This window comes from Variovorax sp. P4_B10 (assembly GCF_056402375.1).
Genome location: NZ_JBFUHN010000014.1, coordinates 66002 through 82023, shown reverse-complemented (window position 1 = coordinate 82023; position 16022 = coordinate 66002). Strand labels below are relative to the sequence as shown.

Below are 16022 nucleotides of genomic sequence, written 5' to 3'. Positions count from 1 at the left end.
TGGCGCATATTTGTCTATTGTCATGGCAAATCTGCAAAGCTAGGATGCGAGTTGCACCGGCCCGAACCGGCATCGCTTTCCCAGGATTCACAGGAGACAACCCCCCATGGACGCCACCACCACCCCTTCGACCCAGGTCGCCACCGTCAAGCTCTTGATCGGCGGCAAGCTCGTCGAATCCCAGACCACCGAATGGCGCGACATCGTCAATCCGGCCACGCAGCAGGTGCTGGCCCGCGTGCCCTTCGCAACCCCGGCCGAGCTCGATGCCGCCGTGGCCTCCGCCAAGGAAGCCTTCAAGACCTGGCGCAAGACGCCCATCGGCACGCGCGCCCGCATCTTCCTGAAGCTGCAGCAGCTCATCCGCGAGCACATGGGCGAGCTGGCCGCCATCCTCACCGCCGAGCAGGGCAAGACGCTGCCGGACGCCGAGGGTGACGTATTCCGCGGCCTCGAAGTGGTCGAGCACGCATCGAACATCGGCAACCTGCAGCTCGGCGAGCTGGCCAACAACGTGGCCAACGGCGTCGACACCTACACGCTGCTGCAGCCGCTGGGCGTGTGCGCCGGCATCACGCCGTTCAACTTCCCGGCCATGATCCCGCTGTGGATGTTCCCGATGGCCATCGTCACCGGCAACACCTTCGTGCTGAAGCCTTCCGAGCAGGACCCGATGGTCACCATGCGCCTGTGCGAACTGGCGCTCGAAGCCGGCATTCCGCCCGGCGTGCTCAACGTGGTGCATGGCGGCGAAGCGGTGGTCAACGGCATCTGCGACCACAAGGACATCAAGGCGATCAGCTTCGTCGGCTCGACCAAGGTCGGCACGCACGTCTACAACCGCGCCACGCTGGCCGGCAAGCGCGTGCAATGCATGATGGGTGCGAAGAACCACGCCATCGTGATGCCCGACGCGAACAAGGAGCAGACGCTCAATGCGCTGGCAGGCGCCAGCTTCGGCGCTGCGGGTCAGCGCTGCATGGCGGTGTCGGTGGCCGTGCTGGTGGGCGATGCGCGCAAGTGGGTGCCTGAACTCATCGAGAAGGCCAAGACGCTGAAGATCGGCGCCGGCACCGAGAAGGGCGTGGACGTGGGTCCGCTGGTTTCGTGCGCTGCGTACGACCGCGTCAACGGCCTCATCGAACGCGGTGTGGCCGACGGTGCCAAGCTCGAACTCGACGGCCGCAAGCCCACGGTGCCCGGCTACGAGAAGGGCAACTTCGTCGGCCCGACGATCTTCTCGGGCGTGAAGCCCGGCATGACGATCTATGACCAGGAAGTGTTCGGCCCGGTGCTGTGCGTGGCCGATGCAGAAGACATCGACGAAGCCATCGCGCTGATCAACAGCAACCCGAACGGCAATGGCACGGCGATCTTCACGCAATCGGGCGCTGCGGCGCGCCGTTTCCAGGAAGACATCGACGTGGGCCAGGTCGGCATCAACGTGCCGATCCCGGTGCCGGTTCCGATGTTCTCGTTCACCGGTTCGCGTGCTTCGAAGCTCGGCGACCTGGGCCCCTACGGCAAGCAGGTCATCATGTTCTACACGCAGACCAAGACCGTGACGGCACGCTGGTTCGACGACAGCACCGTCTCGCACGGTGTGAATACGACCATCAGCCTCAAGTAAGAAACCGGGCGAATGGACTTCGAACTTTCCGAAGAGCAACGCGCCTTCGCGCAGAGTGCGCGCGACTTTGCACAGGCCGAGTTCGCGCCCCATGCGGCGCAATGGGACGCCGAGGCCATCTTTCCGAAGGAGGCCATCGCCAAGGCCGGCGAGCTGGGCTTCTGCGGGCTCTATGCGCCCGAGCGCATCGGCGGCCTCGGCCTGCCGCGGCTCGACGCGGCGCTGGTGTTCGAGGAGATGGCCGCGGTCGACCCGTCGACCACGGCCTTCATCACGATCCACAACATGGCGACGTGGATGCTCGGCAGCTGGGCCACCGATGCGGTGGCCGCGCAATGGGGCGAAGACCTCACGAGCGGGCGCAAGCTCGCGTCGTACTGCCTCACCGAGCCGGGCGCCGGATCGGATGCGGGCTCGCTCAAGACGCGCGCCGAGTTGCAAGGCCACGAGTACGTCATCAACGGCGGCAAGGCCTTCATCTCCGGCGCGGGCGCGACCGACGTGCTGGTGCTGATGGCGCGCACGGGCGGCGGTGGTGCCGGCGGCATCTCGGCCTTCGCGGTGCCTGCCGACGCGTCCGGCGTGAGCTACGGCAAGAAGGAGCACAAGATGGGCTGGAACAGCCAGCCCACGCGCACCATCAATTTCGACAACGTGCGCATCCCGGCCGACCACCTGCTGGGCAAGGAAGGCGAGGGCTTTCGCATCGCCATGAAGGGGCTCGACGGCGGGCGCATCAACATCGCGACCTGCTCGGTGGGCGCGGCGCAGGGCGCGCTCGACGCGGCCCGCCGCTACCTGCACGAGCGCCAGCAGTTCGGCAAGCCGATCGCGAGTTTCCAGGCGCTGCAGTTCAAGCTGGCCGACATGGCGACCGAGCTGGTCGCTGCGCGGCAGATGGTGCGGCTCGCTGCAGCGAAGCTCGACGCAGGCCATGCCGATGCCAGCACCTACTGCGCGATGGCCAAGCGTTTCGCGACCGATGCGGGCTTCAACATCTGCAACGACGCGCTGCAACTGCACGGCGGCTACGGCTACCTGAGCGAGTTCCCGCTGGAGCGGCTGGTGCGCGATACCCGCGTGCACCAGATCCTCGAAGGCACCAACGAGATCATGCGCGTGATCGTTGCGCGAAAATTGCTCGAAGGCGACAGCGACATCCGCTGAAGCTTCCGACGCAACCCCGCATTCAAGAATCCCAATCCATGACCGACTCCGTAGTTCTCTTCGACGAAATCAAGACCGCCGGCGGCCAGCGCTTCGGCGTTGCCACGCTCAACGCACCGGCCTCGCTCAATGCACTGTCGGTGGACATGGTGCGCCTGCTCACACCCAAGCTGCGCGAATGGGCAAAGGACGACGGCATCGTCGGCGTGCTGATGCAGGCCGCGGGCGAAAAGGCCTTCTGCGCGGGCGGCGACCTGCGCCAGCTTTATCAGACATTGCTCGAATGCGGCCCTGCGCGCAACACCTACGCCGAAGACTTCTTCCGCGAAGAGTACGAGCTCGACTACCTGATCCACACCTTTCCCAAGCCCTTCCTCTGCTGGGGCCACGGCATCGTGATGGGCGGCGGCGTGGGCCTCATGGCGGGCTGCTCGCACCGCGTGGTCACGACGCAAAGCCGCATCGCCATGCCTGAGATCAACATCGGCCTCTACCCCGATGTGGGCGGCAGCTGGTTCCTGCGCCGTACGCCGGGGCGCACGGGCCTGTTCCTGGCACTCACGGCCGCGAACCTCAATGCCGCCGACGCCATCTTCTGCGGACTGGCCGACCTGCTGGTGCCGCATGAGCGCAAAGGCCAGGTGCTCGAAGCCATCGGCGCCGCCCGATGGGCCGGCGACAACAAGGCCGACCGCGCCACGCTGTCGCGCATCCTGGCGAAGGCCGGCGAGGGTGCGGAAATGCCGCCTTCCAAGGTGCGCGAGCACTACGACGCCATCAACGCACTGATGGCCGGCGACGACCTGATCGACATCGCGAATCGCCTGCGCACGCTGCAGAGCGACGATGCCTGGCTGCAGAGCGCTTCCAAGACCTTCGCCAAGGGCGCGCCGAGTTCGGCCGCACTGAGCTTCGAGCTCTGGCAGCGCGTGCACCGCATGTCGCTGGCCGAGGTGTTCCGGCTCGAATACTGGGCCTCGCTGGGCTTCTGCGCACACAAGGACTTTGCCGAGGGCATCCGCGCGGTACTGATCGACAAGGACCGCAACCCGCGCTGGAACCCCGCCACCATCGAAGAGATCACGCCCGCCTTCATCGAGGACCACCTGCGCCCGCGCGGCGAGATGCCGGCGGAGCTGGCCTCGCTGGCCTGAGCGCATTCATCAAAGACAACGGAGACAACACATGAAGATCGCATTCATCGGCCTCGGCAACATGGGCGGCCCGATGGCCATGAACCTGCTCAAGGCCGGCCACACGCTCAGCGCCTTCGACCTCTCGGCCGATGCGTGCAAGAAGTTCGGCGCAGAAGGCCTGCCCATCGCGAAGTCGGCTGCCGAGACCGTGGCCGACGCCGAGGTCGTGATCAGCATGCTGCCGGCCAGCGCGCATGTCGAAGGCCTGTTTCTCGGCGGCGCCGGCAAGCCCGGCCTGCTCGACAGCATCAGGGCCGGCACGCTGGTGATCGACAGCAGCACCATCGCCGCGGCCACCTCGCGCAAGGTGGCCGAAGCGGCTGCGGCCAAGGGCATCGCGATGATCGATGCGCCCGTGTCGGGCGGCACCGGCGGCGCAGTCGCCGGCACGCTGACCTTCATGGTCGGCGGCGAGACGGCGGACCTGGAACGTGCCCGCCCCGTGCTGGAGAAGATGGGCGCCAACATCTTCCACGCTGGCGCCGCGGGTGCGGGGCAGACCGCGAAGATCTGCAACAACATGCTGCTCGGCATCCTGATGATCGGCACCTCCGAGGCGCTGGCGCTCGGCGTGGCCAATGGGCTCGATCCGAAGGTGCTGTCCGAAATCATGCGCCGCAGCTCGGGCGGCAATTGGGCGCTCGAGAAGTACAACCCGATGCCGGGCGTGATGGAAACGTCGCCGGCCTCGAAGAACTATGCGGGCGGCTTCGGCACCGACCTGATGCTCAAGGACCTGGGCCTGGCGCAGGAGAACGCGACGGCCGTGCGGGCCGCCACGCCGCTCGGCGGTCTGGCACGCAGCCTGTATGCGGCGCACAGCCTCGCGGGCAACGGCGCGCTGGACTTCTCCAGCGTGCTGAAGCTGGTGCAGAAGGCGCCCTGATCAGGCGCCGGCGGGCGGCGGGGCGTCGGTCGCTCTCCGTGCGGGTCGCCAGTTCAGCCGAAGTACTTATTGACGGCCCAGAGCAGGCCCATCACGATCACGAACAGCGCAGCGAAAAGCATCCAGGCACGGTTGAACGCCTGCGACTCGGTGATGGGTTCGGGAGCGGCCACGGGTGGTGGGCTAGGAGCGGCGGGCGGTTGTGGGTTCATTCCCGACTGTACCCCGCACCGGACCGGGCGCGGCCGGTTTTACCGAACCATCGCGCCGGGCCATCCCCAGCAGGATGCCGGCCGCCACGAGGTTCCCGCCGATGCTGGCCAGGATCGGCAGCATGTAGCTGTGGCTGAGGTCGAAGGCAAAGCCCGCCGCGCTCGGCCCGACCAGGGTGCCGACGGCCACGCTGGTGTAGAGCACGCCGATGATCGCGCCGATGTTGCGGCCGCCGAAATAGTCCATCACCAGGGCCGGCAGCAGCGCCACGAAGCCGCCGTAGAACACGCCGTAGGCGAACGCGAACATGGCCAGCCCCCAGAACCCGCCGGACACGGCCCACACGACCAGCGAAAGCGCCATGCCCGCGGACATGAGCGGCAGCGCGAGCTGGCGGCCGATGCGGTCGGCCAGCCCGCCGAGGAAGAAGCGGCCCGCGGTGCTGCCGACGCCGATCGCGCCCAGCAGCAGCACCGCGGAGGCCGACGGCACGCCGTGGTCGAGCGCGTAGGGCACGAGATGGACGAAGGGCACGAACAGCCCGAACGAGCTGATCAGGCATGCCGCGTAAAGACCGGCGAAGCGCCGCGACGTCACCGCCTCCCGCACCGAAGCGCCTGAAGGCACGGACGACCGCGCCTGCGGCTGCGGCGGATCGCCATCGGGCCCGAGCCCGCGGTCGCGCGGATCGTTCTCGATCAGCAGCGCCATGCCCACGCCCGCCACCACCGCGAGGACGCCGAGTGCGAGATAGGCATGGCGCCATCCCAGGCTTTCGATGAGGAGCGACGCCAGCGGCGGCATCACCAGCGTGCCCACGCCGATGCCGCTGACCGCGAGCCCCGATGCGAACCCGCGGCGCCTGACGAACCAGCGCTGCACCGCACCCAGCACGGGCACATAGGACGCGCCGACCCCGAGCCCGACGCCCAGCCCGTAGGCGAGGTAGATCTGCGTGAGGCTTTGCGCCTGCCCCGCGATGGCGAGGCCCAGCCCGACCAGCACCATGCCCGCGACGGCCAGCCGCCGCGAGCCCCAGCGGTCTGCCAGCGGGCCGCTGATCACCCCCAGCCCGAAGTAGAGAAAGCCCGCGAGTGAGAACACCAGCGACACCGAGCCGCGCGAGGCGCCGAAGTCCCGTTGCAGCGATTCGAGAAACGCGCTGAAGGTGTAGGCGCTGCCGAAGCCCACGAGGGTCACGGCGAAGGCGCCCGCGACCACGAACCAGCCGCGGAAGAGCTGTGCGCGTGGCGAGGGGGGCGAGGACGGGCTCATGGGTGTGTCTCCATGTCCGAAGGATCAGAATATCTGAGGCCATGGAAATCGGATGAATGCAGCAAGATGGTTTCTCGTCGGGTCTTTATGTGTCAATATTCTTCTTTCGGAGCCGACCCCGCAAACCAGATATTCTGATGGTTTGGGTTTAGATAAACTAAATAATGGAATACCGGCTCCCGCCGCTCAATGCGCTCCGCGCCTTCGAGGCCGCCGCCCGCCATCTCTCGGTGAAGAACGCGGCGGACGAGCTGTGCGTGACCCCAGGCGCCGTGAGCCAGCTCATCAAGGCGCTGGAGCTGCACCTCGGCATTGCGCTTTTCCGCCGCGTGAACCGCGGCATCTTCCTCACCGATGCGGGCCAGGCCTACCTGCCGCCGGTGCGCAACGCCTTCCGCCAGATCAGCGACGCCACGCGCCGCGCGGCCGTGCCCGCCGAGACCGGCATCCTCACGGTGAGCGCCACGCCGTTCTTCGCCTCCGCATGGCTGGTGCCGCGCCTCAAGGGCTTCCAGGATGCGCACCCCGACATCGACTTGCAGGTGGTGAGCAGCAGCGCAATGGCCGACTTCTCGCGCGACGGCGTGGATGTCGCCATCCGCCATGGCCTGGGCCGCTATCCGGGGTTGAGCAGCCAGCGCGTGTTGACGGTGGAGATCGTTCCCGTCGCAGCGCCCGCATTGGTCAAGAGCCGTGGCATGCCGGCGACACCGGCCGAGCTCGCACGCTGGCCGCGCGTGAACGATACCGAGCGCAAGGGCTGGCAGCTGTGGTTCCAGGCGCAGGGCATCGAGGACATGGGGCCGGCCCGCGGTCCGTCCTTCGACGATTCGGGCCTGCTGCTGAAGGCGGTGCTCACGGGGCAGGGCGCAGCCTTGCTGCCGGCCGCGGTGGTGGCCGACGACCTCGCGGAAGGCCGGCTCGTGCAGCTCTCGGCCGTGACATGGCTCGAAGACTTCGCCTACTACCTCGTGTACCCGGAAGGCAGCCATGACCGGCCGAAGGTCGCGGCTTTCCGCGATTGGCTCCTCGAGACAGCGCGCAATGCGTCCAGCCCTGTTGCGGCAAAGCGTCCTTCGTCAGGTGGCCGCAAGAGAGCTTCGCCGACATTCGCAGGCAAGACCTCTTTGCCGCGATCCTGATGGCGGGGGGCTTTCCAAGGCCCCATGAAACTGAAACGACACCGATTCCTCCGCCAGATGGCCGCACGGCCGCGGCTTTTCATCGCCACGGCCATCGCCATTGCCGTGGGCTTTCTCCTGCCATCGACCATCGAGGCCCACCTCGTCACGCGCCTGCTGATCGCCTGGAACACCGGGGCATGCCTCTATGTGCTGCTTGCGGCGACCATGATGAGCCGGTCGTCGCAGCAGCGCATGCGCTACCGCGCGCAATTGCAGGACGAGGGTCAGACCGTCATCCTCGTGCTGGTGGTTGTGTCCGCGATCGCGAGCCTGGCAGCCATCGGGGGCGAGCTTGCGGTGGTGAAGGACATGCACGGCATCGAGAAGGTCGCGCACATCGCGCTGGCCGGCCTCACGGTGGTGTCCTCGTGGGCCTTCATCCAGATCATGTTCGCGCTCCACTATGCGCACGACTACTACGCCGCGGCATGCCACGGAAAGAAGGCCGGCATTCAATTTCCGGACGACGAGTCGCCGGACTACGGCGACTTCTTCTACTTTTCCGCAGTGATCGGCACCTCGGGGCAGACCGCGGACGTGTCCTTCGTCTCCAAGCCCATGCGCCGCATCGGCTCGGTCCATTGCCTCCTGGCGTACCTCTTCAATACGACCGTGCTCGCATTGCTCATCAACATCGGCGCGAGCATGTTTTGAGCGCCGTGGCATACCGTCGATGGACTTCCTTCGTCGCGTGGCCTGCGATCCGAAGGTGAACTTCACGGCGCAGAACATGGGAGGGTGTTGCTGTTCAGGGCGCGCTCACGCCGACGGTGTGCTCTGCTCCGCGAATGTCCCCCGGCGCGGCCTAGGGCCGCATGCCTCCTCCTTTATTTCGCTGCGCAGAGCACACCGCCAGCGTGATCGCTCAGCGCAGCGGTTGATCGGCCAGCACAACGGCCGCGCCCATCGTGCACAGGGCACCGGGTGCTCCCCGCAGCGAAATAAAGGAGGAGCGAAGCGGGGGACATTCGCGGAGGGGAGTACCCGGTGTCCTGTGCACGCACCCTGAACAGAGGCTCTCAGAGCAACTCAATCCCCGGCAGGCTCTTGAAGCAGCTCTCACGCGTGATGCGCACAAAATCGGCGAGCCACGGCTGGCCCGAGGTGGCCTGCGTGCAGGCCATGTAGAGCCGTCCCGTCAGGCCCTTGCTGCCGACGCGCCTTGCGGTGACGTAGCCGCGATCGAGGTAGTTCTGCACCGCCCACAGCGGCAGCGTCGCCACGCCGCGGCCGCTGGCCACGAGCTGCAGCATCGCGACGGTGAGCTCGGTCGTGCGCCGGTGCGCGGGTTCCACGCCGGCCGGCGCCAGCACCTGCCGCACGATGTCGAGCATCTCGTCGGGCACGGGGTAGGTGATCAGCGTCTGGTCAGCAAAGTGCCGCGCCGTGAGGTGGGTCTTGGCCGTCAGCGCGTGGTCGTTGGCGAGCAGCGCCACGATCTCGAAGCGGAACAGCGCGTGGTAGTCGACCGTCTCGTCCGGGTCTTCCTCGGAAACGATCGCCACCTCGGCACGGTTCTGCATCACCAGCGCGATCGGGTCGGGGTGGAAGCCCGAGACGATGTCGAGCTCGATCTCGGGCCAGCGCTGGCGGAAGGCGTCCATCGCGGGCATCAGCCAGTCGAAGCAGGTGTGGCACTCGACCACGATGCGCAACTGGCCGCTGCGGCCGAGCGCGAGCCGCGCCACGTCGCGCTCCGCTTCCTCGATCAGCGGCAGCGCCGTATCGGCCAGCTGCAGCAGCCGAAGCCCCGTGGTGCTGAACTGCGGCGGCACCGACTTGCGCTCGAAGAGCTGCGCGCCATAGCGGTCTTCGAGCAGCTTGACCTGGTGCGACAGCGCCGACTGCGTGAGGTTGAGCAGCTGCGCCGCGCGCACCAGGCTGCCGGTGTCGCGCAGCGCAATGAGCGTGCGCAGGTGGCGTATCTCGAGGATCGATTGCAACATGAATACGATTCAAGTGAATGGGCAAAAGGTTTCGTTTGAATCATAGACCCCAAAGGGTGACCATTGCGGGCTCTCAAGATTCAAGCGACCGGATTTCCTGCAATGACCACCCGTACCCACACCCTCGGCTTTCCGCGCATGGGCGCCCACCGCGAACTGAAGTTCGCACTCGAAAAGCACTGGCGAGGCGAGATCGACCGCGACGCACTCGAGGCGGTCGGCGAGGCGTTGCGCGCGCGCCACTGGCAGGCCCAGCGCGACGCGGGGCTCGACTTCGTGACCGTGGGCGACTTCGCCTGCTACGACCACGTGGCCAACCACATCCAGCTGCTTGGCTGCGAGCCGGCACGCTTCGGCTTCAGCGGCGACGAACCCGAACTGTCGCGTTATTTCAAGATGGCGCGCGGTGTGGAAGACGAAGCCGGCCATGTGCACGATGCCAGCTGCAACCACGGCACCGAAGGCACCTTCGCGCTGGAGATGACCAAGTGGTTCGACACCAACTACCACTACCTGGTGCCCGAGTTCACTGCGGCCACGCAGTTCAAGCTGGCCTCGACGCGCCTGTTCGACGAGGTGGCGCAGGCGCAGCAGGCCGGACACGCGGTCAAGGCCGTGCTGCTCGGGCCGCTGAGCTTCCTGTACCTGGGCAAGGGGAAAGAGGCCGGCTTCGACCGCTTCTCGCTGCTCGATGCGCTGCTGCCGGTGTACGAACAGGTGCTGAACCGCCTCAAGCAGCAGGGCGTGGAGTGGGTGCAGATCGATGAGCCCATCCTCGGCCTGGACCTGCCCGATGCGTGGCGCAACGCCTTCGAGCGTGCCTACTGGCAGCTGGCCCGCAGCGCGCCCAAGCTGCTGCTCGCCACCTACTTCTCGCCGCTGTCCGACAACCTGCGCCTGGCCTGCCAGCTGCCGGTGGCCGGCCTGCACGTGGACGCGGTGCGCTCGCCGCAGGAACTGATCGGCGTGGCCGACTGGCTCTCGGCGCACAAGGTGCTGTCGGTCGGCATCGTCGACGGCCGCAACATCTGGCGCACCGATCCCGACGCGGCGCTCGCCACGCTGCGTCCGGTGATCGACAGGAACCGTGCCGAACTCTGGATCGCCCCATCGTGCTCGCTGCTGCATGTGCCGTTCAGCCTTGCTGCGGAGAACAAGCTCGACGCCGAGCTCAAGTCGTGGCTTGCCTTCGCCGTCGAGAAACTGGATGAATTGCGCGTGCTGCGCGCCGTCCTCGACGGCCGCGAAGCTTCGGTCGCGGAAGAACTCAAGGCGGCACGCACCGCTGTGGCGGCGCGCCGCAGCAGCCCGCGCGTGCACCGCGTCGACGTGGCGCTGCGCCTTGCACGCAGCGTGGCCGGTGACGACCAGCGCGCGTCCGCCTTCACGCGGCGCCAGTCGGTGCAGCGCACGCGCTTCGCCTTGCCCGCGTTGCCGACCACCACCATCGGCTCGTTCCCGCAGACCCCTGAGATCCGCGCCGCGCGCGCCGCCTTCAAGCGCGGCGAACTCGACGCGGCGGGCTACCGCGAGAAGATGCGCGCCGAAATCGCAGGGGCCGTGCGCAAGCAGGAGGAGCTCGGCATCGACGTGCTGGTGCACGGCGAGGCCGAGCGCAACGACATGGTCGAGTACTTCGGCGAACAGCTCGACGGCTTTGCCTTCACCGCCAACGGCTGGGTGCAGTCGTACGGCTCGCGCTGCGTCAAGCCGCCGGTGATCTTCGGCGACGTGGCGCGCCCCGCGCCGATGACGGTCGCGTGGACCGCCTATGCGCAGAGCCTGACGAAGCTGCCGATGAAGGGCATGCTGACCGGCCCGGTCACCATCCTGCAGTGGTCCTTCGTGCGCGACGACCAGCCGCGCAGCACCACCTGCGAGCAGATCGCCTGGGCGATCCGCGACGAGGTGGTGGACCTCGAAGGCGCCGGCATCGGCATCATCCAGATCGACGAGCCCGCCATTCGCGAAGGCCTGCCGCTGCGCCGTGCCGGCTGGCCCGCCTACCTGAGGTCGGCCACGCGCGCCTTCCGCATCAGCGCCTCGGGCGTGCGCGACGAGACGCAGATCCACACCCACATGTGCTATTCGGAGTTCAACGACATCCTGCCGGAGATCGCGGCCATGGATGCCGACGTGATCACCATCGAGACCAGCCGCTCCGACATGGAGCTGCTGCGCGCGTTCGGCGGATTGGGCGGCGAGAACGATGCGGGCGGCTTCCGCTACCCGAACGAGATCGGCCCGGGCGTGTACGACATCCATTCGCCGCGCGTGCCCTCAGTCGACGAGATCGTGCGCCTGATGCGCAAGGCCGCGGACGTGGTGCCGCACGAGAACCTCTGGATCAACCCCGACTGCGGCCTCAAGACCCGCGGCTGGCCCGAGACGGAGGCGGCGCTGGCCAACATGGTCACGGCCGCGAAGCTGCTGCGCAAGGAATTGGCGGCAGCCTGAAGCGGGGGGCGGTCATGGCGAGCGCCAATAATGGCGCCATGACCGTCTCCTCTCCCGTTGCGAAACGTTTTTCCCTCGCGCCTTTTCTCCTGCTGTCGCTGTGGCTTGCCCCGGCCATGGCCTGGGCGCAGGACCGCGCCCAGGCGCTGTTGCAGTTCGAAGGCGTGCAGGCGCGCTACCAGGCCGCGTATGCGCCCGGTGCCGTGTCGCGCGATGCGCGCCAGCTGCTGGACCCGCCGGACCAGGCCATCGCCGACAAGGCGCTCGCGGCGCTGGACACCGCCGCCGCGCGGTCGTTCGATGTCAAGGCCTCGGTGGCTGCGATCCTGCAGGAGGTGGCCGCTGTGGGCAAGGGCGGTGCCGCACCGGGACCCCAGGTGCTGGAGGCCGTGGCCCGGTTCGCCAAGCTGCGCGCCGACTACGCCGCGATGGACGATGCAGGCAAGGTGGAATTCTTCAACCGCGAGCGCGCGAAGCCGGCCGACCCTGCACGCACCGAGCTGCTCGAGCGCATGGCCGTGGCCGATACGCGCGAAGTCGATTTCTCCAGCCAGCTGCTGCTGAGCGCCATCGTCAAGCAACTGGCCCGCGGCAACGCCGGCCAGTTCACATCGCTGCCGGACCGCACGCTCGACATGGCCGTCGACACGTTGTGGTCGCGCGGCATCACCTCGCCGCGCCCGCGCAACCTGCTGACGGTGGCGCGCGAGTTCGAGAAGCAGGTCGCGCAGGCGCTGCTCGCTGCGCTGCCGGATGCGGACGTGGCGGCCTTGCTCGCCTGGCGCAACGACCCGCAGGCCGCGGCCGAACGCGAGGCGCTGGTGGGCACCTACCGCGCCGAGGTCAAGGGGAGCGGCGCCGTGGCGATCCGGACGCTGGTGCGCGGCTGGCCCCGCTCCTGACGGCGGCGCGCGCGGCGCCGTACCTGTCGGGCGCCACGGCATAGGGCATGAAGCGGCTCTGGTTCTCGTCCACGTCGAGCGGCCGCCCCACGAACGGAAAGGCGCGCTGCGGGCAGGCCTCGCGTTCGCACACCTTGCAGCCCGCGCCGATGGGTGTCGGCACCTCGGGGTCGCGCAGGTCCATGCCCTTGGAGTAGACGAGCCGCGTGGCATGGCTGATGTCGCAGCCCAGCCCGATCGAGAAGGTCTTGTTGGGCGAGCCGTAGCCGCGAAAGCCGTGCGACACCGTGCGCGCGATCCAGAGGTAGGCGCGGCCGTCGGGCATGCGCGCCAGCTGCGTGAGCACGCGGCCGGGCTGCGCGAAGGCCTCGTACACGTTCCATAACGGGCAGGTGCCGCCGGTCTTCGAGAAATGGAAGTGCGTGGCCGACTGCCGCTTCGAGATGTTGCCCGCGCGGTCGACGCGAATGAGGAAGAAGGGCACGCCGCGCGCCTCGGGCCGCTGCAGCGAGCTCAGGCGGTGGCAGATGGTTTCGAAGCCCACGCCGAAGCGCCGTGCCAGCTGGTCGATGTCGTAGCGCAACTGCTCGGCCGCTTCGAGGAACACGCCGTAGGGGAGCAGCAGCGCGGCGGCGAAGTAGTTGGCCAGGCCGATGCGCGCGAGCGAGCGCGCGGTGTCGCTCGACAGCGGCGCTTCGGCGACCAGCTCGTCGATCGTGTCGCCGACTTCGAGGAACGCGAGTTGCGTCGCGAGCTGGAAGGCATGCTGGCCGGGCTCCAGGTAGCGCGACAGCCGCAGCACGCGCGTTGCCGGGTCGAAGCGGCGTTGCGCGCCGCCTTCGTCGTCCTCGGCCGGGACCACCTGCACGCCGTGCGCTTCCAGCAGGCGATGCGCGAGCCGGTCGCCCGGGTTGCCTTCGCGCAGGCGCCATTGCGCGGAGAAAGCCTCGGCGGCGTTGTCGAGCGGGGCGATGTGGTTCTGGTGCGCAAAGAAGAAGTCGCGCACCTCCTCGAAAGGCATGGGCCGCGCCTGCGGCATACGCGCGAGGTCGCCGCGGCCGTCGCCGAGTTCGCCGGCCAGCGCTTCGAGCCGTTCCATCGCATCGCGGTGCCGCTGGTGCAGCGCCACCAGTGCGCGGCCCACGGCCGGCATCTGCGTGGCGACTTCGCGCAGCTCGGCGAGCGCGACGGCATCGCCGCCGGGGTTGTCGGCCAGCGCCTCGCGCAGGCTGGCAACGAGCCGCGCCTCTTCGTCTTCCGAGAAGGCCTGGATATCGACGCCCAGCGTGGCATGCAGGCGCAGCAGCACCGGCACGGTGAGCGGCCGCTGGTTCTGCTCGATCTGGTTCAGGTAGCTCGGCGAGAGGCCGAGCTGCTGCGCGAGCGCGAGCTGGCTCAGGCCGCGCTCTTCGCGCAGGCTCCGCAGGCGCACACCCATGAAGGTCTTCTTCATCGTTCGATCCGTTCTTCGATATTCGCAAGATTCGCAAATCTGGTGTGCCGTCTTCGCAATCATTCGCCAATTCAGGTCTTCATTATGGGCACGATCTTGCGTAAATTGCGAATCATRCAAAACGCACGCGGCACGGTCCGACTGATCGAGGTGGTGTTCCCGGAACATACCAACCACTACGGCACGCTGTTCGGCGGGCAGGCGCTGCAGCTGCTGTCGAAGGCGGCGTTCCTCTCCGGCCGCGGCTTCGTGCGCGGCGACGTGGTGATGGCGCGCTGCGGCGAGGTGCTGTTTCATGCGCCGGTGCGGCTGGGCAGCACGCTGGTGCTGGACGCGCAGGTGTCGCGCATCGGCCGCAGCTCGCTCACCGTGCGCGTGGCCGGCAGCGTGCAGGACGTGGCCACCGAGGCGTTGACGCGCGTGCTCGACGGCGAATTCGAGATGGTGGCGGTGGATGCCGCCGGACGGCCGGTGCGGCTGGCGAATCCGCCGCGCCTTCATGAACAGACATTCGAGGAGACCGTATGACCGAGACCGTACAAGCCGCCGGCTTCAAGCCGAAGAAATCCGTCGCGCTGTCGGGCGTGACCGCGGGCAACACCGCGCTGTGCACCGTGGGGCGCACCGGCAACGACCTGCACTACCGCGGCTACGACATCCTCGACATCGCCGATGTCTGCGAGTTCGAGGAAATCGCGCACCTGCTGGTGCACGGCAAGCTGCCGACCGCCTCCGAGCTGCGCGCCTACAAGGGACGCCTCAAGGCGATGCGCGGCCTGCCCGCGAGCGTGAAGGAGGCGCTGGAGCGCCTGCCCGCCAGTGCCCATCCGATGGATGTGATGCGCACCGGCGTGTCGGCGCTCGGCTGCGTGCTGCCCGAGAAGGACGACCATTCGCTGCCCGGCGCACGCGACATCGCCGACCGCCTGATGGCCTCGCTGGGCTCGATGCTGCTGTACTGGTACCACTGGTCCACGCAAGGCCGGCGCATCGAGGTCGAGACGGAAGACGACTCGATCGGCGCGCACTTCCTGCACCTGCTGCACGGCCGTGCACCTTCCGCAAGCTGGGAGCGCGCGATGCACACCTCGCTCAACCTCTACGCCGAGCACGAGTTCAACGCCTCGACCTTCACCGCGCGCGTGGTGGCCGGCACGGGTTCCGACGTGTACTCGGCCATCACCGGCGCCATCGGCGCGCTGCGTGGACCCAAGCACGGCGGTGCCAACGAGGTGGCCTTCGAGATCCAGAAGCGCTACGACACGCCCGACGAAGCCGAGGCCGACATCCGCCGCCGTGTGGAAGCCAAGGAGGTCGTGATCGGCTTCGGTCACCCGGTGTACACCGTCTCGGACCCGCGCAACATCGTCATCAAGCGGGTGGCCAGGCAGCTCTCCGACGAGGCCGGGTCCACCCGCATGTACGACATTGCCGAACGGCTGGAAACTGTGATGTGGGACGCGAAGAAGATGTTCCCGAACCTCGACTGGTTCAGCGCCGTGAGCTACCACATGCTCGGCGTGCCGACCGCGATGTTCACGCCGCTCTTCGTGATCGCGCGCACCAGCGGCTGGGCCGCGCACATCATCGAGCAGCGGCAGGACAACAAGATCATCCGGCCGAGTGCCAACTACACCGGTCCCGAAGACCTGATCTTCGTGCCGATCTCGGACCGCCGTTGAAGGCCTCCGCACACGTTTACCTGCAACAGAG

At 67.7% G+C, this 16022-nt stretch carries 13 protein-coding genes; 10 read left to right on the top strand and 3 right to left on the bottom strand.

The annotated features are described in order from the left end of the window. The first annotated feature begins 106 nt into the window (after positions 1–106). Genes AC1DXX_RS09605 through mmsB form a run of 4 tightly spaced genes read left to right on the top strand, consistent with a single transcriptional unit; the run spans position 107 to position 4879 of the window. Positions 107–1630, top strand: a complete 1524-nt coding sequence (locus AC1DXX_RS09605; protein WP_478133950.1) for a CoA-acylating methylmalonate-semialdehyde dehydrogenase — start codon at positions 107–109, stop codon at positions 1628–1630. 12 nt (positions 1631–1642) lie between these two features. Further along, complete coding sequence (locus AC1DXX_RS09600; RefSeq protein WP_478133949.1) at positions 1643–2797, top strand: acyl-CoA dehydrogenase family protein; 1155 nt, start codon at positions 1643–1645, stop codon at positions 2795–2797. 38 nt (positions 2798–2835) lie between these two features. Then, positions 2836–3951, top strand: coding sequence for an enoyl-CoA hydratase/isomerase family protein (locus AC1DXX_RS09595; protein WP_478133948.1), 1116 nt, complete (start codon positions 2836–2838; stop codon positions 3949–3951). 31 nt (positions 3952–3982) lie between these two features. Beyond that, positions 3983–4879 (top strand): 3-hydroxyisobutyrate dehydrogenase, encoded by an 897-nt coding sequence (gene mmsB, locus AC1DXX_RS09590; RefSeq protein WP_478133947.1) that lies wholly within the window; start codon positions 3983–3985, stop codon positions 4877–4879. Positions 4880–5062: 183 nt separating this feature from the next. Here mmsB and AC1DXX_RS09585 read toward each other — a convergent pair whose 3' ends face one another. Further along, positions 5063–6367: an MFS transporter gene (locus AC1DXX_RS09585; RefSeq protein ID WP_478133946.1), complete on the bottom strand. Its 1305-nt coding sequence runs from the start codon at positions 6365–6367 to the stop codon at positions 5063–5065. Positions 6368–6531: 164 nt separating this feature from the next. On the opposite strand from AC1DXX_RS09585, the gene gcvA reads away from it, so the two are divergent. Together gcvA and AC1DXX_RS09575 are read left to right on the top strand one after the other, a co-directional pair. Continuing rightward, positions 6532–7509, top strand: coding sequence for a transcriptional regulator GcvA (gene gcvA, locus AC1DXX_RS09580; protein WP_478133945.1), 978 nt, complete (start codon positions 6532–6534; stop codon positions 7507–7509). A 24-nt stretch (positions 7510–7533) separates the two neighbouring features. Next, the gene (locus AC1DXX_RS09575) at positions 7534–8205 is read left to right on the top strand and encodes a DUF1345 domain-containing protein (protein ID WP_478133944.1); all 672 of its coding nucleotides are present in this window, start codon (positions 7534–7536) and stop codon (positions 8203–8205) included. 365 nt (positions 8206–8570) lie between these two features. On the opposite strand, the gene AC1DXX_RS09570 is transcribed toward AC1DXX_RS09575, so the two are convergent. Next, entirely contained in the window at positions 8571–9497 is a 927-nt protein-coding gene (locus tag AC1DXX_RS09570; RefSeq protein ID WP_478133943.1) for a LysR family transcriptional regulator, read from the bottom strand. A gap of 102 nt (positions 9498–9599) precedes the next feature. Here AC1DXX_RS09570 and metE point away from each other — a divergent pair, with 102 nt between their 5' ends. Further along, positions 9600–11954 carry a 5-methyltetrahydropteroyltriglutamate--homocysteine S-methyltransferase gene (gene metE / locus AC1DXX_RS09565; RefSeq protein ID WP_478133942.1) on the top strand — a complete coding sequence of 785 codons (2355 nt, stop codon included), beginning with the start codon at positions 9600–9602 and terminating at the stop codon, positions 11952–11954. A 38-nt stretch (positions 11955–11992) separates the two neighbouring features. Then, positions 11993–12856, top strand: a complete 864-nt coding sequence (locus AC1DXX_RS09560) for a hypothetical protein (protein ID WP_478133941.1) — start codon at positions 11993–11995, stop codon at positions 12854–12856. Here AC1DXX_RS09560 and AC1DXX_RS09555 read toward each other — a convergent pair. Next, positions 12798–14309: a short-chain fatty acyl-CoA regulator family protein gene (locus AC1DXX_RS09555; protein WP_478133940.1), complete on the bottom strand. Its 1512-nt coding sequence runs from the start codon at positions 14307–14309 to the stop codon at positions 12798–12800. The two genes, AC1DXX_RS09560 and AC1DXX_RS09555, sit on opposite strands and share 59 nt — an antisense overlap. 105 nt (positions 14310–14414) lie before the next feature. Between AC1DXX_RS09555 and AC1DXX_RS09550 the strand changes: the two genes are divergently transcribed. Both AC1DXX_RS09550 and prpC read left to right on the top strand, forming a co-directional pair. Next, on the top strand, positions 14415–14837 hold the full coding sequence (locus tag AC1DXX_RS09550) for an acyl-CoA thioesterase (RefSeq protein ID WP_478133939.1): 423 nt from the start codon (positions 14415–14417) through the stop codon (positions 14835–14837). Then, the gene (prpC, locus tag AC1DXX_RS09545; RefSeq protein WP_478133938.1) at positions 14834–15991 is read left to right on the top strand and encodes a bifunctional 2-methylcitrate synthase/citrate synthase; all 1158 of its coding nucleotides are present in this window, start codon (positions 14834–14836) and stop codon (positions 15989–15991) included. The genes AC1DXX_RS09550 and prpC overlap by 4 nt, the downstream gene beginning before the upstream one ends. Positions 15992–16022: the final 31 nt, after the last annotated feature.